The organism is Niabella terrae (assembly GCF_054783135.1).
In genome coordinates this window covers 29,970-52,920 of the sequence record NZ_BAAGRD010000004.1, presented here as the reverse complement: position 1 = coordinate 52,920, position 22,951 = coordinate 29,970, and the positions used below count along the sequence as shown (strand labels likewise).

Sequence of the window (22,951 nt, the reverse complement as noted above, 5' to 3'; positions counted from 1 at the left end):
ACTGAAAAATTGGCGGGCCTTAATGTCCCTGCAGTGGTTGCTGAATATTATTCACACGCCTGCGGCAGGCAACAAAACCCACTCCCGAATTTTAACCCAACCACAAATATAGTACGGGAGACTTTACTGCGCCTCCTGCAGGCTTAAAACCGTAAGTGAATAGGGCGGCAACTGGGTATCACCCAGCGCACTGAGGGGCAGGGTATCCGTCAGGGGCTGGAGCTGCTGATCCCTCGGTGCGCCCTTCAGTACGGTTCTTGTAACAGTTTCCGCTGCATTGTTTTCCCACCAGCTGTCTTTCAGTTGCAAATCGACCGGCACCGGCAGTAAATTGACGAGTTTCACCGTCAGCGTATGGCTGCTGCTGTCCCGAACAACAGACCAGGCAATCCGCTTGGTAATTTTTTCGTTTTTTTCAGAAAATTCTGCGGTTGCCGGAATATAGATATCACCGCTATGGATGCTGAACAATTGCTGAACATAATAACCTGGTCGGGGGGATATGGAAGTGTTATTGAAATATATCATATCCGGGTTCCACTGGGTATGCCCCTGTTTGGCCAGCAAAGGTGCGTAAGAAGACATTTTTACGATATCGGCATTGCGCTCAAGCGCCGTAAGATGTATCGCTTCGGCCAGCGCGGTTTCCAGATTATTCGGTCTACCGGGTAAATGAGCAGCATATTCGCCCAGGTAGACTGCTGATTTATTCCGGTCGTATTTATCATAGTAATCCTGGTTATAAATAAACCAGCCCGGAGCGACATAATAATGTTCGTCTACCATGGGCAGCCGGAGCGCGTCGGCAAACTGCCATCCCGCCTGATAATCCGATCCTTCGAAAAATGGCCCTACCGTACCGATCACCGTAATCTCCGGATGATGCTTTTTGACGGCCTGATAAATCATGGCAAATCTTTCTTTAAATACATCAGAAATCAGGTCTTCGTTTCCGATGCCGATGTATTCTAAATGAAAAGGCCGGGGATGCCCCGCAGCGGCCCGGACCCGCCCCCATTTACTATCTGCAGGTCCATTGGCCCACTCGATCAGGTCCAGAATATCCTGAATATAGCTGTCCATGTCTTCCATGGGTATGCCACCCTGCTGTCCCCCGAGGGGATGGCCATGTTGGCCAGAATTCTGACAGGGCACACCGGCGGCCACGACAGGCAGGGGGCGCGCGCCAATGTCTTCACAAAACTGAAAATATTCAAAATAACCCAGGCCGGCCGTCTGGTGATAGCCCCATAAATTGCGTTGGGGCTTTCTGGCTTCCAGGGGACCGACTGTATTTTTCCAATGATATATATTTTCGAGTCCGTCCCCGTGCGCCACACAGCCGCCGGGGAATCGTATAAACTTTGGTTTCATATCCGCAATCACTTTGGCCAGATCGGCTCTTAAACCATTCTTCCGGTTCTTGAAGGTCTGTGCAGGAAACAGGGAGATCATATCCAGGGCCACCCGTCCCCTGCCCTCCGGCCGGATTTCGAGGCTGGCGGAATCTACCGTCCGGCTGACCTTCAGGGCCACTTCCAGCTTTTTCCAGTTTGGGCTGATGCCCCTGACGTTAGCAGCGGCGACCAGTTTTCCTTCCCTGTCTACCAGGCAGATGCGTAGTTGCCTGACCCCACCCGCCAGGGACCGGGCAAAAATTGAAAAATCATATTGCTGGCCGGCCTTTAAAGGGATCCCGTCAAAACCTTCATTCGCCAGTGTTATTTGCTGATCGGTGGTTTCCAGCACCGCATAATGTTTATTATTTGGGTGGATGGCCTGTTGGGTATCAATTTGCAGCTGCTCACCCTGTCCTTTCAGGTGCCAGGCTTTCATGGCACCCCAGGAACTGTCGCGCCCCTGTCTGTCGGCAGGATCATACTCAAAATCCCGGTTCTGTACCAGTTCGCCGTAGAGTCCGCCGTCTGCGGCATAATTGATATCTTCAAAAAAAGCGCCGACCATCATATTGCTGATTTTTTTGGCTGCGCCGGATTCGGGATGAAGTGCCATTTGCACCCGCTTCAGCCCTTCAAACCTGACCGGATCCTGTTGGGTAGTTTCCTGCCAGAGCGAATGGTAATAATCCGCTGCGGCCAGTTTATCCCGGAGTGCCTGGACAAGCTGATAGTCCACGACATGAATGGTTCCGGTTTGTATGAGGCCGTCAATTTGCAACTCGCTGCGTTTGCTGCGCCAGGATTGAACCTCCTTCCAGGGCAGGTGGGAAGGCGCGTCAGCCGCGGTGTAATAGGATTGCGGCGCCCATGAAATAAGATCCTTACTTTGGGCAAGCGCTACAGCAAGTTGTCCGGGGTTCAAGTCCCAGACACAGCTCCAGCCTCCCTTATCTGAAGGAAAGAGTACCGGATTGATCATTCTCTTTTCACTACCCCATCGCCCGTAATCTGAATGAAGAAATCCCCGCTGACGACCTATCGACTGCCAATGTACCCGGTCCTGGCTCCAGGCAAAACAAAGCCCGCTCCGACCCTGGTCCTTTGTGGTCGCATAGGCAAACAGATAGACCGAGTCGGGGTCGGCTGCCTGCACTTCGATCCAGGCCGACAATAGTAATAAACAACAGCTAATACAAAATCCTTTCATTTGAAATTTTATTTTTCCGATACAATTGTCCTTCAATGCGCTTCCCGGCTAGTCCGCCGGCGGGTCCACCCGCTTATTGCCGGGGTAAAAGTACCGGCTCAATTCCTTTGTGCGTAGGTCGTACCGGCCGAATGCTGCCATCCGCATTAAAATATAAAGGATCAATGCAGGTCTCCCGGTTGTATCCGGCCTGCTCACCCATATTGATCCCATTTGGATAATTGAACCGGTGATAAATCAGGTACCATTGTTCACTGCCTGGCAATTGCAGGACTGAATTATGACCCGTGCCGTAGATTCCATTGCTGGTATCTTTTTGAATGACAATATTATTTGCGGGGACGGTAATTTTCCCCAGCGGGCTGGTAGCTGTTCCATATCGCACACGGTAATCGGGACTACGGGTATCATTCTCACTCCACATAAAATAATAAATACCCTCCCGGTAAAATACATAAGTGCCTTCCCGGAAACTGCCGTCCGGCTTCATCTGGGTAATGGTTTCCGGCTTTATCGAAATCATATCGGAATTGAGTTCTGCACCGGCCAGATAGCCATTGCCCCAATAGAGGTAGGACTTTCCGGTACGGGGATCGGTAAATACATCGGGATCGATTTCCTGACCATTCCGAATTCCGGCTGGCTTCTCCGCTATCAGGGGCCGCCCGCTGTCCTTAAAGGGTCCGGTGGGATGATCAGCAACCGCTACGCCTATTTTCTGCGCTGCGGTGAAATAATAATAATACTGGTAGACGCCGTTTACCTGCTTTTCGATAATGCAGGGCGCCCAGGCATTACGATTGGCCCAGCTGACCTGGGTAGGCAGGTCCAACATCCGACCTTCATCTTTCCAGTTGACCAGATCATCAGAAGAAAAAACTTTAAAATAATTGCCGCTCCACTGCCGGTAACCATCACTGGTGGGATAGAGATAAAACTTATTGGTTTTTCGGGCATACAATATTTCAGGATCGGCATAAAAACCGTTCAGCACCGGATTGTGATTGTCCAGTACCTGCAGGGAAAAGGTCTGCGGAGACCTGCCTTTGATACTGACTTTATACCGGACCGATCCCCTGGAAAAATCCCGGGCACCCGAAGGACGTATTTTTACGCCGGGCCACTGCGGATAGCCCGGATTAAAATGCTTCAGGTCGGTACCGGGAAGTACGGGAATCTCAATACGCTCCTGTGTTGCAGGCGCAGCCAGATTCTGCTTCCTGATAGCAGCAGCACCTGGATTCATCAGTAGAGACCGGGGCTGCATCCAATGCTTTATCAGCCTTTGGGCTTCGCTGGTCGTTATGGGCATAACCGTTCCATGACGGGGATGAAAGTCCATAGAGATTTCATCATCGACTACCTTAAAATGCGTCAGATCAGCAGACTTGGTAAACTGATATTTTCCTTTGGTGTACACATCATACATTAAAATATAACCGCTGCCGTCATTCAGAGGGAAGACCCCCGCACCTTCCACCGGGTCCCGGGTCTGTTGTACATAGTCGGGACGCAGCTTATAGCCTTCCGTCAACTGATCAGAGACCGCTACTTTAATACCTTTCCCACTGCCTTCGGTCTTAAAGAATAAATGGTAGAGACCGTCCTTAAAAATGATTTCTCCATCAATGCAGGCGCTTTGTGTAGGACTGAAAAACAATTGACGGGGTTCAGTTTCAAATCCTGTAAAATCCTTATTGGCATAAGCATAATAAATGACATCCGGATCCGTACCGGCCCGCATGGACCAATAGATCATGTATTGCTTTTTGCGGGCATCATAAATGGTTTGCGGTGCCCAAACCCGGTTTACCTTTTCAAATGCCTTGAAAGTTTCAGGGATATTGATGGCCGTAGAAGTCCAATTTAAGAGATCTTCCGATTTTAACAGCACCATACCCCTGTTGGAATCCCAGCCCTTGCCAGAGACCATATCGGTCACGACCATATAAAAAGTCTTTCCATCAGCTGCTCTGAGAATATGCGGATCCCTTACCCCGCCACTTTTACTTATCTTATCTGAAGCAATGACCGGTTGATTGCCATTTAAAGCGACATAATGAAAACCGTCCATACTGAGGGCAAAATGGATCGACTCATCGACCTTGGCATTTCCGGTAAAATAGGCGAACAGATAGGCTGTATAAGGCTTTTTTACTTTTTGTGCCATCAACCCGAGTAAGGGCATTGCAATCATCAGGATCAGTGCGCTCATTCTTCTGATACCATTCCGGTTCTTCAGGTACCTGCTTTTTAATCTTTTCACCATGTCTTTTTTAATAACCCGCATTATTATAAGTTACCGCTCAAAATTAGCCTTTATCTGAAATCCATTTTCAATCCCCAGAAGTCCGCCAATTGCCGGGCTTCCGGCGCGGTAAGGTGGATCACAGATCCATGTTTGGGTGACGAAAAATTACGGGCACGCATCCGGCCCTCGTTAAAATGGCCGATATCGGTAAAATGTACAAAATCGGTCGTTTCACTAAATCCAAAATTATGGGGGTTGATTCCGTAAATATCATACATCAATACCCATTTGTCCTCACCAATCCGCTTCCACAGGTTGGGTGCTTCACAAGACCTTGGTTCCGGATCGACCCAACCCTCCTGGTATTGAAAACCTTCCGATAGCTGGTCAGAAACAGCCTGCTTGATACCAGGTGTTCCGTCATGTGCCACATAAAACAGCCGGTACTTTCCATTGACAAAACTGATATCCCCGTCAATATAGCTTTTGTTCAGCTTTGGATAATTAAACAGCAGCCGGGGTTCGGTCTCCAAACCCGTAAAATCTTTGTTCGCATACGCATACACCAGGCGGGTCAGGCCATTGCCGAAACGGAGTGAAAAGTAAATCATGATCCTTTGTCTGGCGGTATCATAGATCAGTTCCGGTGCCCAGGCGGCACCGATCTGTTCCCAGCCTTCGAAAAGGGTGTCGATGCGCAGCACCTGGTGGGACCAGTGCAGCAGATCCTGCGATTTCATGAGCACCAGGGCCCGGTTATTACCCCAGCCGAACGATTTGCCATCCCGCTGCCATTCCGTACTGCGGTATCCTGCCTTCTGTGCAAAAATATGCAGATCCGTCATCGCCATGTAGAACCAGCCATCAGGTCCCCGCATGATATAAGGATCCCGGATGCCTTTCTGTTCCGCAATGGTATCGCCGCTGATCACCGGCGCTCCCTCATTCAGTGCGGTAAACGAATAGCCATCGGGACTCAGGGCAAAATGCAACCCATGGGTATCATCTTTAAAATAGACCAGCAAATAAGCCGACATATCCTTCTCCGAAGGCAGTTTTTTCTGGGACCAGCCGCAAGTGCAGCCGAGTACCATCAACAATACGGTGATTTGTGTACGCAATTTCATTTCTGGGGATTATTTTCGGAAGAATCTGGATAGATTAAAAATCCTCCCTGTGGCTGCAGGATTACCTGTAATTTATTTCTATTCGCAGCAGGCAATCGTTTTACTGACAGCTGCGGATGATCTGTCATCTGCAATAGTTCCTGTCCCTGCAAGAACGCCAGGTCCAGGGCAAGCGGGATGGGCGCCGTTGTTGCATTAATTCCAGCCAGGTACCATTGTTGGCCATGACGTCTGGCCAGCACCACATAGCGTCCGGGATAACCGGAAATAAATTTCGTTTCCTCCCAGCTGACAGGAACCTGCCGCATAAAATTCAGACAGTCGGCAGGTGCATCAGCCAGGTTATTGGGGGCCAGCGCAAAAAACTGTACCGGATTTTGAAACAATACGGCGGTAGCCAGTTCAAAAACATCGGTGGTTCTTCTTATCGATCCGCCATTATTGCCTTTATTGAGTCGCTTGTTCAGAAAACTTCCACCGAATTCCATACTGCCTGCCGTATTGCGGATAAAGGGATGCAGGCAGGCATTAAATGCTTCCCGGTCACAGGCTTCCTGTGTAAAAACCATATTTTCCGAAGCCAGCACTGCCTCAGAACCCATAAAATTGGGATACATTCTTTCCCATCCCCGTGGCAGGGTGGCGCCGTGAAAAACTACCATCAGGCCATGATCATCTGCGTCGCTGAGTATCGCCTCGTAAAGTCGGATGGTTTCCTGTTTGTCACCACCGAAAAAATCGACCTTGATTCCTTTCACCCCCATGGACTGTAACCAACGCATTTCCTTTTTGCGTATAATCGGATTATCCATCCGGTTCACCGGCCCCTGTTCTATATCATTCCAGTAACCACTGGAGCTGTACCATAGAAAAACATCCACCCCTTTTCGTTGCGCCTCCTGTATAAGCGAGGACATTCTTTCTTTGCCGATCCGGGTATCCCACCAGTTATCGATCAGGATATAATCATAACCCATGGCCACGGCCAGATCGATATAGCGCAATTGATCTTCATAGTTGATGCTTCCATCCTGCCAGAGTATCCAGCTCCAGACACCTTTGCCGCCGGCATAGGTATACCTGGATTTATACAGGGGTTCCACCAGGTCCCAGGCCACCGTGGTTTCTACAATGGGACCTAAACTATTGCTGATGGTAAGCGTGCGCCAGGGTGTCCGACCCGGCAACGCGAATGCCGGTGCGACTGTTCCGTTTCCGTCATTTTCCGCAGCCATCGGAAAAGCGATCCTGTACAAACCATCTGACTGGTATTCACTCAGACGGGAACCACAATACCGGCTGTCCACACCCGTTTCACTGACCAATACCCAGCCATCGGTACCAATGCGGAACAAGGCAGGAAAGGTATAGCCTTTACCATATTTCGATGGTTGGTCCATGGGCTGGTCTGCCTGATAAGGCTCTTCATAGCTGGGTTTGGTCCTTTTCCAGCCTATCATGGCATCGCTTTGCGGTGTGAGAAAAGTCGTTGTCGCCGAAGGAAACCTGAAGCCGGAAACTTCTTCGGTGACGGCCAGCGAAGTGCGGCCACTTTGCCGGGGTATCTGATAACAATAAGCCAGGTCATGATTACCGATCCGAAACAGGATATCAAACTGCTGCTTCTCAGCATTCAAAAAGGTAAGTTTCAGTTCCAGCGCCTGATAATGCACTTCCGCCTGTTTCGAATGCTCCAGAGTATAATGGGTATCGATTTGGCGGCTACTGTCTTTAACCAATGTCAGTTGCTCAGAAAAGTCGCCCATCGTGGTTTTTAGTCCCAATGGTGCTTTATCGATCATCAGCTTCCCTTCATAGCGGGCGGAATATAAAGGCCTTCCCGACTGCACTTCCAGCCGGAGCTCCAGTTTTCCATCAGGCCCCGAATACCGACGTTGCTGGGCTGTTCCCGAAATGGCAATCTGTAATAAGAATATTCCGATAATAAATTTCATTCCGTCATGCTTTTGACCCTGAAATGTAACGCCTTTCAATGAAATGCCGCTGACCTATTTTCCGGATTGGACCATTAAGGTCGGCGCCTAAAAGGAGGGCCGGTTGGACACCTCGGAATTAAGGAAACAGTCCTTCCGTTCCTGGTAACCGGCCCTGTCCGCCAACATTAATTCTGTATCAGCTGTATGTACTTCACTTCAAAATAACTTCCCGGATTACCGCTGCCAACAATATTGCCCAAAAATCCAAGTGATATATACTGCGGACTGTCGAGGGTGAAGCTGAAACTTCTGGTCTCGTTAATATTCGGTGAAGTAGCACCTATATTGCTGCCATTAAATAGGGCCATATATCCCAGTGAATTCGAAATATCGTCGAGTGAAGGAATACCTGCATCGCCGGCAGCAGCGATACAGTAGACACTGGAATTCTGTTGGATCTCAGAATAATAATTAAAAGATACCGTATAATTGCCTGCAGGCAGGGGTTTGGCACTTACCTGATAGACTTTGCCATCCGTAACCGGCGTATCACCCCAGGTTTCCCAGGTAATCACACCCGCAGGCTGCCAGGCGGCATGTTGATACCCCCCATAACTGCCGCCTCCTTTATTGCGTGCACCGGCATTGGTGATCCAAGGCGCACCCAGATTACCAAAGCGGTTGTCTCCACCCAGGGTGCCCTGGAAGTCAGGCCCGTAATTGGACAAATAAAATTGGGTAACATCTGCAATGACATTATGGGGGGTAAACGCCGTTGCAAAAGTGTCAATAGCTGTTTCATCGGGCAGGAAAACAGTCCGATACTCAATAGGCGGCGGCACGCTGACGCCTTCTATAACGGTCACACCATCGTTAATCGGCGTTATTATGGTACGGTCCTGTTCCCCGTCGTTATACTTAATTTCAGTATACTGCGGGCCGGCACCCAGATCCATCTGATCCCAGTTGATGGTGGTTCCGGCGGTGGAATAGCTTACAGAGACGATGGGCCGGTCGGACATCCGCTTTCTGAAATTCGCACCATAGGAAACGCCCACGGCATTCACATCCACCGATTTATTACCGGCAGCATCGTACGTAATGATCCTGAAACTTTTCACCCCCTCGCCTACCGGAAATATCCTGGAAAAACTGTCGATCCCCGGATTTTGCTTAACATAGTCAAAGATGACAGAATCGGCACCATTGTCCCAGGAAACAACAATCTTATCCAGCTTGGGATCTGATTTCAATAGTCCGGTCAGCATAACCCGTTCTTTCCCGGAATAAACTTTCACGGAATCCATCTTCCCCGTATACAGGATTTCGCCGTCACTGACATACTTCTTGAAATCGTCCCATTTGGAACAGGAATATGCGAGCATGCTTACCAGCACTATGGTTATGAGTGATTGCATACTTTTCATGCGTTCTTATTTTTTTGTTTAGTATTCAGAAGCTCCCTGTTTACCTACTGTCTGCTGACAGACAAATACTGGCTTCTTTTTAAATTTTACGAAAGCCGGCGATTACCGGTTGTCGCCAAACACACTGAGTTCATTGATACTTTGCGCGGTACCACCTGCAAAATTCTCCAGGCAACGGATCCTGAGGTACCGCACCGGTGGTGCGTTCAGGTCGATATCCCAGTTAAAACCTGCCGCTGCGGCTTCCTGATCCAGCGTATTGTCCGTTCCATAAGCCAGTCCCGAAGGTTTTTCCACGACATAGGAACCCAGCAATGTCCAGCTGTCATCGAATGCCCCCGTTAAACTAGGATTGGCCGAGCCCCAGATTTCAAATCGTTTCATCGTGGTCAGGAAATAATAACGACTGCCTTCCGGGTAAGGACGGATCCAGACCCGGCTGAGTTTGGCGGTAACACCGATATCGAAACTGATCGTGTGAGGACCGGTACCGCCCGTAGTCTGTAAGGTAAAGCTGGTGTAAGGCCATCCTAAACGATTGTCCCAGGCATATTCCAGCCGGGCGCCATTGGTTACCTGCGGTGCATCCCCCGGCAGCACAAAGGCGCGGAAAAGGGACTTGGAAAATTCCGCTTCATACATCGGTGTAACCTTATTGAAAACCGTATCAGTCGTATTACCCCATCGATCACGGACGACCACAGGGAACACATGCTCGGAGGTATCCAGTGCGCGGATTTTTGACAATACCGAATCCAGGTTGGTGTAGATACTCTTGTTATTGTCAATAGCCCATTCATTAAACTCATTCTTCCTCAGGATCAGGATCGCTACATCCGACTTGGTGGGATTCTCCGCCGTAAGGTTGTAACCTCCGAAAGCATTGACCATTTTTACGGTTCGAAGTACCTGCCAGATCGGCGCTTCCAGGGGCTGCACTTTAACTGTGACGGGACTGGATTCCAGTCCTGCCCGGCTGACGGTATACAACTGAACGGCATATTCATCCGTATCAGAAAAGCCGTCTACTTCGAGTTGATTGGAATAGTAGGCCGATTTAACCTCCGCCTGCTGGCCATTGCTCATAATATAACGGGCCGCCACGTACAGCAGATTGGGATCCTTGGGCAGGGTGTAACTGATCTGCGCCTTGCCATTCAGATTTGTTACAACAGGATCTGAAACCGGCAATGGTAAGGACTGGTCCTCGCCGATGGGTTCCCGCCAACCCAGGTCCTCTTTACAGGCACCCAGGCTCAATAGCGCGGTAAACAAAATTAAATTACATATTTTCTTCATGTGCATAGTGTTGTCTGTTGAATAATTTACCATCCTGGATTTTCCACCAACTGCGGATTTCTTCTGGTATCATAGTCGCCGATCGGCCAGAAATAATCCCGGGGGGTAATAAATGTCTGACTGAAAACAAATCGCTCCTGATAAAATGATTCAGCTGTCTTGCCGAAAATATTCCAGCCCTTAATGTCCTGGTTGAGCTCTTCAGCAGCTAATTTCCAACGCTTCAGATCCCAGAGCCTTTCGCCTTCAAAAACCATTTCGATGGACCTTTCTCTTTGAATAATTTCTCTGAGTCCCGCCTGAGTGGTATATTTAGTAGGGTTACTGGAATAAGATGACCAGGACTCAACCACGCCTTTCAGGCCGGCCCGGGTTCTGATTTTATCCACATAAGCAATTGCCTCAACAGATCCCGGCTGCACTTCATTGAGGGTTTCCGCATACAGCAGGTAAAGGTCCGCCAGCCGGATCATTGGCCAGGGATAACCTTTCCAGGTTGGATTGGTCTGTCCCCGGGTCGTGCTTTCCCAGTTCGCCAGTTTCTTGACAAAATAACCGGTTTCACTATAATTCTGAAAATGCCCGTATCCTGCATTTTCCACGTTCTTGGCTTTCAGAAAATAAGTGTTCTCGTCACTACCGCTGGGACTGTCTTTCATATACCAGATACCACCGTCAAAACCAATATCCGCATAGAAACGGGGTTCCCGGTCATAGTGGAGCCGGGCGGTTGCAAAATTAGGTTCAATGTAATACTTATCTGCAGCGGTCGCCGTCCGCAGTTGACTGTAATTCGTAAAATTCAGGGTCCTATCTTCTTCAATAGGCACGCCGTTACTGGTATAAAACATTTTTACAATCTTCATCGGAGGTGCCCATACGCCCTGCAGGCTGAACCGATCAAAATTAGATCCCCGTTCCAGTGGCGGCACACATAAAGCTTCATTAATAAAATAGCTGTTGGAATGCCCCCAGACAATCTCAGGATTCCACCAGGTCGTAAACGCATTGCGGATACTCATCTGGGTCTTCAGGGTGTCGCTCAGGTTATAGGTATCATTCTTATAAGTATAGAGTGCGCCACCATTACTTTCGACCATATCAATGGCCTCTTTGACCGCATCTCTGGCCCGCTCCCATTTGGCAGGATCATAAGTTGCATTGAACAGATGAAGCCCTTCCTTATCCACAAAGGAAGCAAAATCGGGATTACCGTTAAACAGCGGACTGGCCGCCATCACCAGCAATTTAGCTTTTATTGATAACGCGATGGGTTGGGTAATACGCCCCAGTTCGTTGTTCTCGTCCTGGATGGTCATCGGTAACTTATAGACCGCACTGTCCAGCAGGGTCGCAATATAATTGACGCAATCATCCACCGGCTGCCTCCTGGTAAATATATTCTCCGCGTCGACATCTACCGACTTATCCATAATGGGAATCGGGCCATACATACGCAGCATATAATAATGATAATAGGCTTTTAGAAACTCGGCTTCTCCAATCCAGCGCTGCCTTTCATACCGGTCAATATCACGCACTTTATTCAGGTCACTTACATTTTCGATAAAAATGTTGCATTGATTGATCCCCCTCCAGATTTTAAGTGGCACCCGGCGGGTATCCCCCGTCCCACCTTTTCGTTCACCTGCCCACTCATCAAAATAAGGGGCACTTTTATTCTGCTGCCCCTGCGCGATCCGAAACGCCGCATGCCAGGTTGCCTGGTCGCTCTGGGGATACCAGATTTCGTCCGCTGTGGTCAAAGAAGGATTGAACCATCCATCGCCACTTTCCGGCAGATAGGAATACAGGGTAAACAGGTACTTTTCCGCTTCCTTACGCAACTTAAAAGCACTTTCAATGGTCGCCACATTATCCGGCACAATATCCAGAAATTTCTTGCAGGAATAACTAAGCGTGAGCAGAATGCCAACACCTGTCAGCAGCAACAGATATCTGGCGTTCCTATATGTTTTTAAAAATTTCATGACTCTCTGTTTTAAATGTTTTTAATAGCAGCCTGAGGGACTGCCTGACTTTTGCTCCAGATATAATTTTCTAAATTCATTGTGTTTGATTAAAAATTTACCTGAAGACCCAGACTGTATACGGATTGAATCGGATATCCCAGTCCATTGCCACCCATTTCCACATCCCACATTTTAAAATTGCTCCAGAGCGCCAGATTGGTGGCCGTAAAATAAAGCCGGGCGCCGTTGATTCCGAACCGCTTCCATTCGTCAAAAGAATATCCTGCATCCAGACTTTTCAGGCGCAGAAAATTACCCTTCCGCATCCACCAGGTGGACGTTTTGTTATTGGGTCCCACACTCCAGGTACTGAGGCGGGGCCAGAATGCATAGAGATCCGGATTATCTTCAGACCAATGGCTTTTCGCAATCACATCCAACAGTCCATTCTCAAAGCCGCCGTTCCGGTAAAAGGGTTGAATATTCTCTGAATTAATAAAGAAAGAAGACCGGGCTGATCCCTGGAAATAAAAACTAAAATCTGCTTGCTTATACCGTAAGGAGGCGCCGAAACCGTAAATAATTTCCGGCACAGTCGGTAATCCAATGGGCACCATATCATCATCATTTATTACGCCGTCCCTGTTTACGTCCCTGTATTTGATATCTCCCGCCAGCAGCCCGGCATCTCCATATTGCAGGGGCGAGTTCGCGACCTCATTATTATCGACAAACAATCTTTCTGCAATCAGGCCCCAACGCTGCGATATCGAATGCCCGATCAGTGATTTGTAAGCCAGTGTGCTGTCATACTGGAGTTCATCCACCACCGTTCTTTTGTTGGTGGCATAGGTGAATGTCCCCCGGGCATTAATATTCCAGTCGGGTGAAACCTGCTTGTTGTAAGACAGGGCAATATCCGCGCCCTTACTTTCGGCTTTTCCGTAATTGGAAATAGGTGTTGCCATAAAGCCTGCCGCATTCTCCACATAAGTCCGGGGCATCAGTATATTGGTACGGAACTGTCTGAAAACGTCAACGGTCAGGTCGAGGGCATCAAACATACGCAGATCCATCCCCAGGTTAATCTGCCGCGAGCGTTCCCAGCTGATTTTATTGTTGGCGTACCGGTAAATGGCGATACCCGGCAGGGACTGCGTCGCGGTTCCTTCATTACGTCCGAAACTGGCTCCATATACCGGATCCGTCAGGTTGAGGTTGGACAGATAAAAAAAGCGGTCATTCACATTACCGATCTGATCATTCCCCACAACGCCATAAGTGAACCGGAACTTCAGGTCATTGATCGTACTGAGTAGGGGTTCGAAAAACTTTTCGTTGGATATGCGGTAAGCTACACCTCCCGAAGGAAAGAAACCCCAACGGTTATGGGTTTCAAACCGTTCAGATGCATTATACCCGAAATTAAATTCCGCCATATACCGATCATCATAGCCATAAGTAAACCGGCCGGACACACCCACATTCCGCTGTGGCAGCGATGCTGTCACGTCTCCGCCGTTGCCGCTTTCATAACTGGACAGATAACTGATCAGCATACCTCCGACATCATGTTTCTGATTAAACCGGTGTGCATAATCCAATGCACCCTGCGCCCAGATCATCGAATTCACTGTTTTTTGAGATTCCGCATAACCCAGGGTCTCGGAGCCTTCTGGTCCTACAGATCCTGAGGTCCCGTCATTGAGGACCGATAAGCGGTAGGTCTGATCTAACGGATTGACAACCGGCTCATAATAGAAAGGACTGTAACTCCGGTCTACTGAAAAATAAGAGGTTCTTCTGACATATGCCATACCGCGGGCGGAAAGGCCCGGCGTGATAAATTTCAGGTTTTGTTTCAATTCCAGCTGCGGCATCAGGTTAGAAGATTTATAGACCGTGTACCCCTTGACCATTTCCGCATACGGATTGACATACAGGGTACTGGTAGGCGTGCCGTCTGAAGAAAATGTACGGGAAGAGCCAAACAGCGGGTGTTCAATATAAGGCAACATGTCCGCCGGATAAACCGCAGGAAACATCACCGGGTTACTCCAGATGGCATAATTATAAATCTGTGCACCACCACTGCTGTACTGGCTTCGGTTAAATACCGGACCTTTATAATCATCGAACTGACCATAAAGCCGAACCACCAGCTCCGTCGTGCTTGTCAGGTTCAGGTTTACATTGGAGCGCAGGGAATAACTCTGTAATTTGATATTATTATTGAAATCATTGACCGGATCAACTTTCAGGTTTCCGTTATTCAACTGATACCAGCCGGCTACATAGTACCGGGCCTTCCCGCTGCCGCCGGAGAGCGCCAGGTTGTAACTCTGATTGATGGTATGTTTCTTGATCAGCTGGTCGATCCAGTTATTGCTGGGATACAGATAGGGATCGTCGCCTGCAATGGTATGATTGATTTTATTGACTGAATAGGGTAAAACGGCATTCGGGGAACGGGTAAGCGTCGCCTCGTTAGCCAGATTCATATAGGTTATATTATCCGCAAAATTGAAATTTTTGGTATTCGTGGACAGCCGGGTTTCTGCCCTGAGATCAAATTTGGTAACACCTGACTTTCCCGACTTGGTATTGATGAGCACGACCCCATTCGCGCCCCGGGCACCGTATACCGCAGCCGCAGCTGCGTCCTTCAACACGGAGAAATCGGAGATATCATCAGGCTGTATACGCGCCATGTCAGTGGGTGTAGATTCCACACCGTCAATCAAAATCAGGGGATCCTGTTTACCGGTACCAAAAGTGGAAAGGCCGCGGATAAAAAACTGGGAATTATCCGTACCCAGTCCCGGCTCACCGCTGGTCTGAAACGAAATCATACCCGCGACACGTCCGGCAAGCGCATTGGTGATATTACCTGTTGGTACGCGCAATTCTTCTACGTTGACGGAAGTCACCGAACTGACCATACTTTTCTTCCGCTGGGTACCGAAACCTACAACGACTATTTCGTCCATAGCAACGGTTTCCCGGAATAACATTTCGCGTATAGAAATGATTCCCTGCGCATCGGGTGAATAATCTGAAACTTTCACCTGTGAAGTCCTGAATCCTACGGAACTGAATTCCAGCACTTCTGTAGGTGTCACGGTTAATTGAAAGCTGCCCGTCGAGTCCGATCGTACCACCTGGTTGCTGTTAATGGCCCGGATGGTGACATCGCCCATTCCGCTGCCGGTGCTGTCTAATACATTACCTTTTACGGTTACCGACTGCTGCGAAAAGCCGGTGAGACCGATACAAAGACAAACCAACAGTAACAAATACCTCTGTGGGGTTTTACTTAAATGTCTCCTCATAATGAATGGTTGATAATTGTTTATGTAGCATGTTAAATCGTTATTGATTTTTATTTGTCATTTTAACTTTTATAAAAGAAGTTAAAAAAATGCATCGCTCACTCAGTCACTGAGTGAAGGACCCCGTTGGCGGACATCAATCTCCCGCAAAAACAATAAAACCCTAATGGCATAGCAAGCCAATCAATGCAATCAGTATGCTTCACCAACCCGAAACCTCCCTGACGCCTACCCCGTCTGATTATGGCACAGGCGGGGCTAAAACTGCCGGTTCTAAAAATTGCAGAAAAAATTCATACTATATACTATCTAATATTTTCGGTTTCGCTATTCATGAAACAATTCCGATGCAAGTCGTCTGTTAGTTCCGCTCCTCAAAAAATGCTGCTTTTGGTTTATGCAAGCAATCCTATTGCGAATATACTGAAATAATATTTATTTGTCAAATGTACATTTATTTATTTTTTCGAGCAGGCTGTCAGCTTTTAACAGCCTTATTCCTATTAGCTGCCCTTCATTTGCTTTACCTTTTGATAGGGTATCCGTAACACCAGAAAGGAGTAAGCTTCCATATTCAGAACCGGCGTTGCGCCCTTCAGCGCGATCTCAGAACTGACAGGTTCCAGCCGATCTGTTGCATCCGGTCCATTAAATGTGGAAAGCTGGTCATGCTGCATCAGGATCTGTTGGACCCGTTCCCCCTTCCGGCTGATCCCCCGGATGTCTAAACGGATCTGACGGTTCCCGGCCTGCGCATTCACAATTTTTACGACAAGTTCCCCGGTTGCTTCGTCAAGAACAGATGAAGCGTACAGACTGTCCTGGCCGGCTACCGGTTTCCCGTTCCAGGTCAGTGGAACTACCCGTGTGCCTTTATGAAGTGAATATAATTGCTGCACATAGTAATCCGGCGTGGGATATACATGTAGGTTGTCCACCCAGATAAGATCCGGCGTCCATTGCCAGCCATCATAATGTGCAAATAAGGGCGCATAGGAAGCCATTTCGACGACATCCGCATTGCGTTCCAGTCCGGTCAGAAATGCCGCTTCCGAAAGTGCAGCCAGCCAGTTATTACGGTGTTCTGATTTTTTCACACCGGACACATGCGAAGCATATTCACCGGCAAAAACCTTCGATCCGGTTCTGGGGTAATCATCGTAGCGGGCTGCATTACCAAAAAACCACTCGGGTGGCCGGTAATAATGCTCATCCACAAAATCTATCTTCATACGCCGCAGCCGCTCGTTTAAATACTCAAAACGTTCACCGTCAGGTCCGGTGCCGGAACTGGCAATAATTTTTATATCAGGATATTTTTCCTGCAAGGCTTTCTGAAATACCGCCAGACGTTCCAGATATTGGGGACCCCAGTTTTCATTACCGATACCGATCATGTTCATATGAAAAGGTTCCGGATGACCCATTTCGGCCCTCTTTCTACCCCAGGTGGAATTTACCGGTCCATTGGCAAACTCGATCAGGTCCAGGGCATCCTGTACATAGGGATCCAACTGGTCCAGCGGCGCCAGTTCCGCTGAATTGAACTGGCAGGCCATTCCACAGTTCAGTATCGGCAGCGGTGCTGCGCCAATATCTTCGGCCAGTTGAAAATATTCGAAGAAGCCCAGTCCAAAGGACTGAAAATAATCAGGCGTCGCCCGATGGGGAAACTCAAAATTCCAGCGGTTAATGATTAATTGCCGCTCTTCGAGGGGACCGATGGTTTTCTTCCACTGGTACCGTTGGGACAGGTCAAAGCCTTCCACAATACAGCCACCCGGAAAACGAATAAAGCCAGGCTTCATATCAGCCAGCGCCTGTACCATATCGGCCCGCATGCCTCCTTTCCTACCCTTCCAGGTATCAGCAGGAAACAGGGATATCATATCCAGGTCAATCGTTCCTTTTCCGACAAAGCGGATTTCCAGACTTCCTTTAGGCGTCGTTTTGGTCGCGATAAGAGCAGCTTCCGCTTTTTTCCAGCTGTCCCCTGACCGAGGGGCAGCAACCCTTACAGAACCGATCGCATTCCCACTGGAATCCAGCAATGTAACCGTTAAAGCCAAATCATCGGCCTGCGTCCGGTACATGAAAGAAAAATCATAGCGAAGTCCTTTTTTGATCCCCATCCCCCGAAATCCTTCATTGACAAGTCCTAAAGCCGGCGTACCCGGATTCAGTAATATCCTTAAAAAACGGGGATTGGCCGTATGCGAACTGCCCCGGTTCAATACCGTAGCAGTACCTTCTTTATAAGGCTGCTGCAGCAATTTCCAACCCATCAGCGGCCGGGAAAACTCGAAGGATCTGTTTTTGACCATTTCTGCATATAGCCCGCCATCGGCGCCCATATTAATATCCTCGAAAAACACCCCGTACATGGTAGGTTGTACAACCGCCCGGGGTTGATTCGCCTGAATGACAAAGACCGGTGCATTCCCTTTTCCGGAAACAACAGATGGCTGCCCCATGGCTGTGTTAGCCAGCAGGGCCGATAATAAAAAAGGAATGATCAGTCGAATAGTATACATACAGCAAACTTTTAGCAAACTAGGCGGTGATGACAAAAATCGTTATCTACCTGTACATTTTTACTATGTAAATATAAATTGTTGTAATGACAATTAAAAATATTTATTAGTTTTTTTCCGAAAAAAATACCGCAGGCTGCATGATCAGGATAAAAATGCGGGATACCGGCTGCCCGGATAACAGTTCCGAATCCGCTTTCAACGGAGGTGCGCTAGCGGGTCCCCTGGTTATCGATGCGTAATTCGGGCGCCAGTTTTCCCCGGTACAGGCGCATATATTCGTTAGGTTTCATTTTAAAAAGCCGGCTAAACTGTTCCCGGAAATACTTTACATCATTGAATCCGACTTTATAGGCAATATCAGTCACGGATTCATTGGTAGCCACCAGCAATTCCGCAGCCTTTCTTAATCGGATAAAGCGGATAAAGGCCGTAACCGACTGACCTGAAATCTGTTTAATCTTCTTGTATAAATTGGAATGACTCATGGCCAGTTCCCGCGATAATTGCTCAATATTGAATGCCGGATCGTCCAAATGCGCCTCCACAATATGTATACAGCGCTCCAGCAGGTCCTTGTATTCTGCCGGCACGGTGGGTTCCTTCAACGGATTGGACTGCAGGGTAACTTTCTGATAAAAGTATTGCCGGAGACTGTCCCGGCTTCGGAAAAGATTGCTGACCCTGGCCAGCAACAGTTCCTTACTGAAAGGTTTGGTAATATAATAATCGGCGCCTTCTTCGGTACCTTTCAATTCGATTTCCTGTGACCGGTAAGCCGTCAGCAGGATCACAGGTAAATGACTGAGGACCGGGTCATTCTTAATCATCCGGCAGAGCTCGATTCCATCCATCTCCGGCATACTCACGTCAGATATAATCAAATCCGGACGATACCGGGTCGCCAGCTCCAGCCCCTCCCGACCATTGGCAGCCTTATAGACCACACATTGATGTACAAATACGGATTCCACATAATGCAGCATTTCCTCATCATCGTCTACTACCAGGATGGCTTTGCCCTTAGTCAGTTCCGGCATTTTGGGCATATAAGGCCTCCCGATTTCCTGCTGTTCAAACTTCTCCGGCAGGATCATGGTTTCCGCGTAGTCATCTGAAATTTCCTGTATCGGTATCTGTCCCCAATGGGCTTTACCCAGCGGCAATTCCAGCATAAAAACAGTTCCCTGTCCGGGCGTACTTTCATACTGAATGGTTCCCTGATGCATTTCCGTGAACTGTTTCACCAGATAAAGACCAATCCCGAAACCCAGTTTTACGGATCCACCGGCCGCCTGGTAAAATCGCTCAAAGATCGCTTCACCGGTTCCTTCCGGGATGCCGGAGCCTTTATCACTGAAACTGGTATGAATCCGTCCCTGTTTCACTTCTACATGTATTTGAATGCAGCCATCATCGGAACTGTATTTAAAGGCATTGCCGATTAAATTGTATAATATAATCTCAATTTTGGCCTTGTCACCGTACAGAAACAGCGGCTGATTGATGCCCTCGATTTCAAAGCGAATATGACGGGTCTTGGCTTCATAACGAAAATAATGGAATACCGTATCACAAAGTTTACAGAAATCGAACCGGCTTACCTGTAGTCCTTCTACCCCTTCTTCGATCTTTCGAAATAACAGTAGCTGATCCGTCAGATTGAGTAAGCGGGTAGCATTCAGCCCAATTATCCGAAGGTCTTCCTTCTCCTGCGCACCGTATTTTTTCATTAAATCCATCACAGGATTAATGATCATCGTTAGCGGCGTCCGAAATTCATGTGAGATATTGGTAAAAAAAGACAGCCTTTTTTTGTTGATCTCTTTTTCCTGTTCATTCAACACCCTGTCGGTTTCCCGTTCGGCTTTCTCTCTTTCAAATTCTGCATGGGTTCTTTCCAGCTCCGCCCTTTGTACTTCTTTTTCCATGCGCGCACTTTCCAGCTCTGCAAGACGCATTTCCTCATTCAGCCGGGCCAGTTGCAAGTCATATTGCATCCGGGCCTGGTTGGTTTTATACCGCATATAGAGAAAAAGTAGGCCGCCCACAGCCAACAGATAAAAACTATAGGCCCACCAGGTACGATACCAGGGTGGCAGGATGCGGATATTTACCAGGGTCTCTTTCGGATTCCATACCCCTTCCGCATTAGTGGATTTGATATGAAGGGTATACTGCCCTTCTCGGATATTATTATAGGTTACAGTTTTGATCGATCCGTTCTGGTTCCAGTCTTTGTCCCAACCTTCCAGATAATATGCATATTGGATTTTATCAGGGACGGTATATTCGAGCGCCGCAAACTGAATCGAGAAAGTTCCTTCACGGAAAGGAAGCGTCAACTGGGAAATATTGCCCAGCGAATCGGTACGGTAGCGATGTTGCTCTGCAATGAGCTGGTTATTGATCTTGATTGAACTGATGACCACTGACGGCATATAACTTCTGGCGACAATACGGGCAGGATCGAAGATATTAAACCCGTTATTTCCGCCGAATACAAGGGATCCGGAATGCAACTTCAGTGCAGCCCGGTAAGCAAACTGATTGCCTTGCAGACCGTCTGATTCATAAAACCGGTTGAATTGTTCGGTCACCGGATCGAATTTATTCAGGCCGTTGGAACTACTGATCCAAAGGTTGCCGTTATTGTCTTCCAACAGGTTCAGTAAAGTATTACTGCTAAGGCCATTGGCTTCGGTATATCTTTTTTGTATGCGTCCGGTTGCACGATCAAAAAGGATCAGTCCCCCGCCTTCTGCGGCAATCCAGAAATTGCCCCGCCGGTCTTCCCGAATGGCCCGCACCGTTTTACCGATATTGTAATACCGATGCCGCCGATGCTGTCGGTCTACCTGGATGAGCTGCTGCGTACCGATCCAGAGCCTTCCGTTTCGGTCCTCATAAATGGACATGGCGTCGCCCTGTATATTCGGATCAAATACCCTGAAACGTTGTGCAATGCTGTCCAGCAGGTAGAGCCTGCCATTTTCATAACTAGTGGCCCAAATCCGGTGTTCCCGGTCTTCAAAAACATAAATGGCAATTTTATTTTCCTGCCCGTTGGCATCATTAATCAGCGGGTAATGGGTCCAGCGACCGTCCGGGGACCTTCGGTTAACGCCCCCGCCAAAAGTCGTTACCCAGATATTCTTCCGATAATCGGCTATAATACTGCTGACCGTATTACTACTCAGAACCGGTGTCTGGAATTTGCGGATCACACGCCCGGTTGAGTCACATACAATCAGGCCGGAGCCTTCGGTGCCAACCCAGAGATTACCGGTTTCTTCCTGGTAAAAGGAAGTAATAAAGTTACTGCTGAAATCGGGGTGGCGATTATCTTTTCGGATGGCAGTGAACTTACTACCTGCCGGATCCAGTATATCCACGCCCCCTTTCAGTGTACCGATCCATTTTCTGTTTTCCCTGTCAATATACAGGGATAATACCGATTGGCTGGAGAGGCCCCCCATCGGAATTTTCTGGTCGACATTGATACTGCTGCCCGTCCTGATATCGATAATGTCCACCCCACCCCCGTCTGTACCAACCCATAGTTGATCTCTGTTGCGAAACAATGCGGTGACGTAGTTGGCCGTGAGATTGCCGGTCCCGGTATGGTATTGCCGCACAATCCTGTTACCGGCTATCTCATAACGCAGCAGTCCCGAGGAAGTACCCATCCAGATATAGCCCTGCTGATCTGCCTTCATCACATTGACCGCCAGGCGGCCCAGATTCCGGTTCACGGGTTCCAGTTTTCTGTGGTCCGGCAGATAGCGGTATAATCCCCCACCGGAAATAAATACCCAGACCCGACCGAAAGAATCAATAGTGATAGAAGGGATGGCAGTCTGCGCTATCTCCGCATTATTCGCTGCTGCAAGTTCGGGCCTGATCGCCAGTTCCTGCCCCTGTGGCACCATCAGCACGCCTTTGTCCCCCGTCCCAATCCAAATATTCCCGCGGGGGTCGATTTTAATATCGGTAATATAACTGGTGATCTTTATTTTAGTTCCGGAAGCTGATTCCTCGTAAAAAGCCGGTGTAAAAGTCTGCGTAATAGCATTATACCTGACCAGGCCCTGTCCGGTTCCCACCCATAAATTATGGGAAACATCTTCCTGAATGGCACAGATATAATTATGGGGGATCGAGGCAGAATCTTCGATCCTGTTGCGAAAAATGGTAAAATTGGAACCGTCATACCGGTTGAGTCCGTCATAGGTGCCGAACCATAAGACGCCCCGCTGGTCCTGAAATATACATTTCACGGAACTATTGGAAAGTCCCTGACTGCTGCCCAGGTACCTGATGCCTGCAGGCGACTGCCCGAAAAGCGGGGTGATCGCTATTACAGCAGTCAGTAGTAAAATCAATCGCCGGCAGCACTCCATCATAATACAAATTAAAGAAAAATCGCGGTACCCTATCAAAGTACCAGACTGATTCTTAAAA

10 protein-coding genes are annotated in these 22,951 nt (G+C 48.5%); all 10 read right to left on the bottom strand.

The genetic code is table 11. The annotated features are described in order from the left end of the window. Nucleotides 1-123 precede the first annotated feature (123 nt). The 10 genes from ACYVI9_RS05650 to ACYVI9_RS05605 all read right to left on the bottom strand — a co-directional run bounded on the left by ACYVI9_RS05650 (nucleotide 124) and on the right by ACYVI9_RS05605 (nucleotide 22,893). Nucleotides 124-2,607: an alpha-L-arabinofuranosidase C-terminal domain-containing protein gene (locus ACYVI9_RS05650; protein WP_460761813.1), complete on the bottom strand. Its 2,484-nt coding sequence runs from the start codon at nucleotides 2,605-2,607 to the stop codon at nucleotides 124-126. 73 nt (nucleotides 2,608-2,680) lie between these two features. Then, entirely contained in the window at nucleotides 2,681-4,876 is a 2,196-nt protein-coding gene (locus ACYVI9_RS05645; protein WP_460761811.1) for a family 43 glycosylhydrolase, read from the bottom strand. 50 nt (nucleotides 4,877-4,926) lie between these two features. Continuing rightward, nucleotides 4,927-5,985 (bottom strand): glycoside hydrolase family 43 protein, encoded by a 1,059-nt coding sequence (locus ACYVI9_RS05640; protein ID WP_460761808.1) that lies wholly within the window; start codon nucleotides 5,983-5,985, stop codon nucleotides 4,927-4,929. Further along, nucleotides 5,982-7,940, bottom strand: a complete 1,959-nt coding sequence (locus tag ACYVI9_RS05635) for a glycoside hydrolase family 97 protein (RefSeq protein ID WP_460761806.1) — start codon at nucleotides 7,938-7,940, stop codon at nucleotides 5,982-5,984. Before ACYVI9_RS05635 ends, ACYVI9_RS05640 begins: the two co-directional genes overlap by 4 nt. 167 nt (nucleotides 7,941-8,107) lie before the next feature. Continuing rightward, complete coding sequence (locus tag ACYVI9_RS05630; RefSeq protein ID WP_460761803.1) at nucleotides 8,108-9,349, bottom strand: DUF4998 domain-containing protein; 1,242 nt, start codon at nucleotides 9,347-9,349, stop codon at nucleotides 8,108-8,110. A gap of 102 nt (nucleotides 9,350-9,451) precedes the next feature. Next, complete coding sequence (locus ACYVI9_RS05625) at nucleotides 9,452-10,648, bottom strand: DUF5000 domain-containing lipoprotein (protein ID WP_460761801.1); 1,197 nt, start codon at nucleotides 10,646-10,648, stop codon at nucleotides 9,452-9,454. Nucleotides 10,649-10,674: 26 nt separating this feature from the next. Beyond that, a complete protein-coding gene (locus ACYVI9_RS05620; RefSeq protein ID WP_460761799.1) occupies nucleotides 10,675-12,639 on the bottom strand; it encodes a RagB/SusD family nutrient uptake outer membrane protein in 1,965 nt (654 codons plus the stop codon). Nucleotides 12,640-12,728: 89 nt separating this feature from the next. Next, nucleotides 12,729-15,953, bottom strand: a complete 3,225-nt coding sequence (locus tag ACYVI9_RS05615; RefSeq protein ID WP_460761796.1) for a SusC/RagA family TonB-linked outer membrane protein — start codon at nucleotides 15,951-15,953, stop codon at nucleotides 12,729-12,731. 503 nt (nucleotides 15,954-16,456) lie between these two features. After that, nucleotides 16,457-18,487, bottom strand: a complete 2,031-nt coding sequence (locus tag ACYVI9_RS05610) for an alpha-L-arabinofuranosidase C-terminal domain-containing protein (protein ID WP_460761793.1) — start codon at nucleotides 18,485-18,487, stop codon at nucleotides 16,457-16,459. A gap of 212 nt (nucleotides 18,488-18,699) precedes the next feature. Further along, on the bottom strand, nucleotides 18,700-22,893 hold the full coding sequence (locus ACYVI9_RS05605; protein WP_460761790.1) for a hybrid sensor histidine kinase/response regulator transcription factor: 4,194 nt from the start codon (nucleotides 22,891-22,893) through the stop codon (nucleotides 18,700-18,702). Between the last annotated feature and the right edge of the window lie 58 nt (nucleotides 22,894-22,951).

Bases quoted from the DNA above. Each gene is read 5' to 3' on its own strand.
- ACYVI9_RS05650 (WP_460761813.1), bottom strand. From the start codon at position 2,607: ATGAAAGGATTTTGTATTAGCTGTTGTTTATTACTATTGTCGGCCTGG.
- ACYVI9_RS05645 (WP_460761811.1), bottom strand. From the start codon at position 4,876: ATGGTGAAAAGATTAAAAAGCAGGTACCTGAAGAACCGGAATGGTATC.
- ACYVI9_RS05640 (WP_460761808.1), bottom strand. From the start codon at position 5,985: ATGAAATTGCGTACACAAATCACCGTATTGTTGATGGTACTCGGCTGC.
- ACYVI9_RS05635 (WP_460761806.1), bottom strand. From the start codon at position 7,940: ATGAAATTTATTATCGGAATATTCTTATTACAGATTGCCATTTCGGGA.
- ACYVI9_RS05630 (WP_460761803.1), bottom strand. From the start codon at position 9,349: ATGAAAAGTATGCAATCACTCATAACCATAGTGCTGGTAAGCATGCTC.
- ACYVI9_RS05625 (WP_460761801.1), bottom strand. From the start codon at position 10,648: ATGAAGAAAATATGTAATTTAATTTTGTTTACCGCGCTATTGAGCCTG.
- ACYVI9_RS05620 (WP_460761799.1), bottom strand. From the start codon at position 12,639: ATGAAATTTTTAAAAACATATAGGAACGCCAGATATCTGTTGCTGCTG.
- ACYVI9_RS05615 (WP_460761796.1), bottom strand. From the start codon at position 15,953: ATGAGGAGACATTTAAGTAAAACCCCACAGAGGTATTTGTTACTGTTG.
- ACYVI9_RS05610 (WP_460761793.1), bottom strand. From the start codon at position 18,487: ATGTATACTATTCGACTGATCATTCCTTTTTTATTATCGGCCCTGCTG.
- ACYVI9_RS05605 (WP_460761790.1), bottom strand. From the start codon at position 22,893: ATGATGGAGTGCTGCCGGCGATTGATTTTACTACTGACTGCTGTAATA.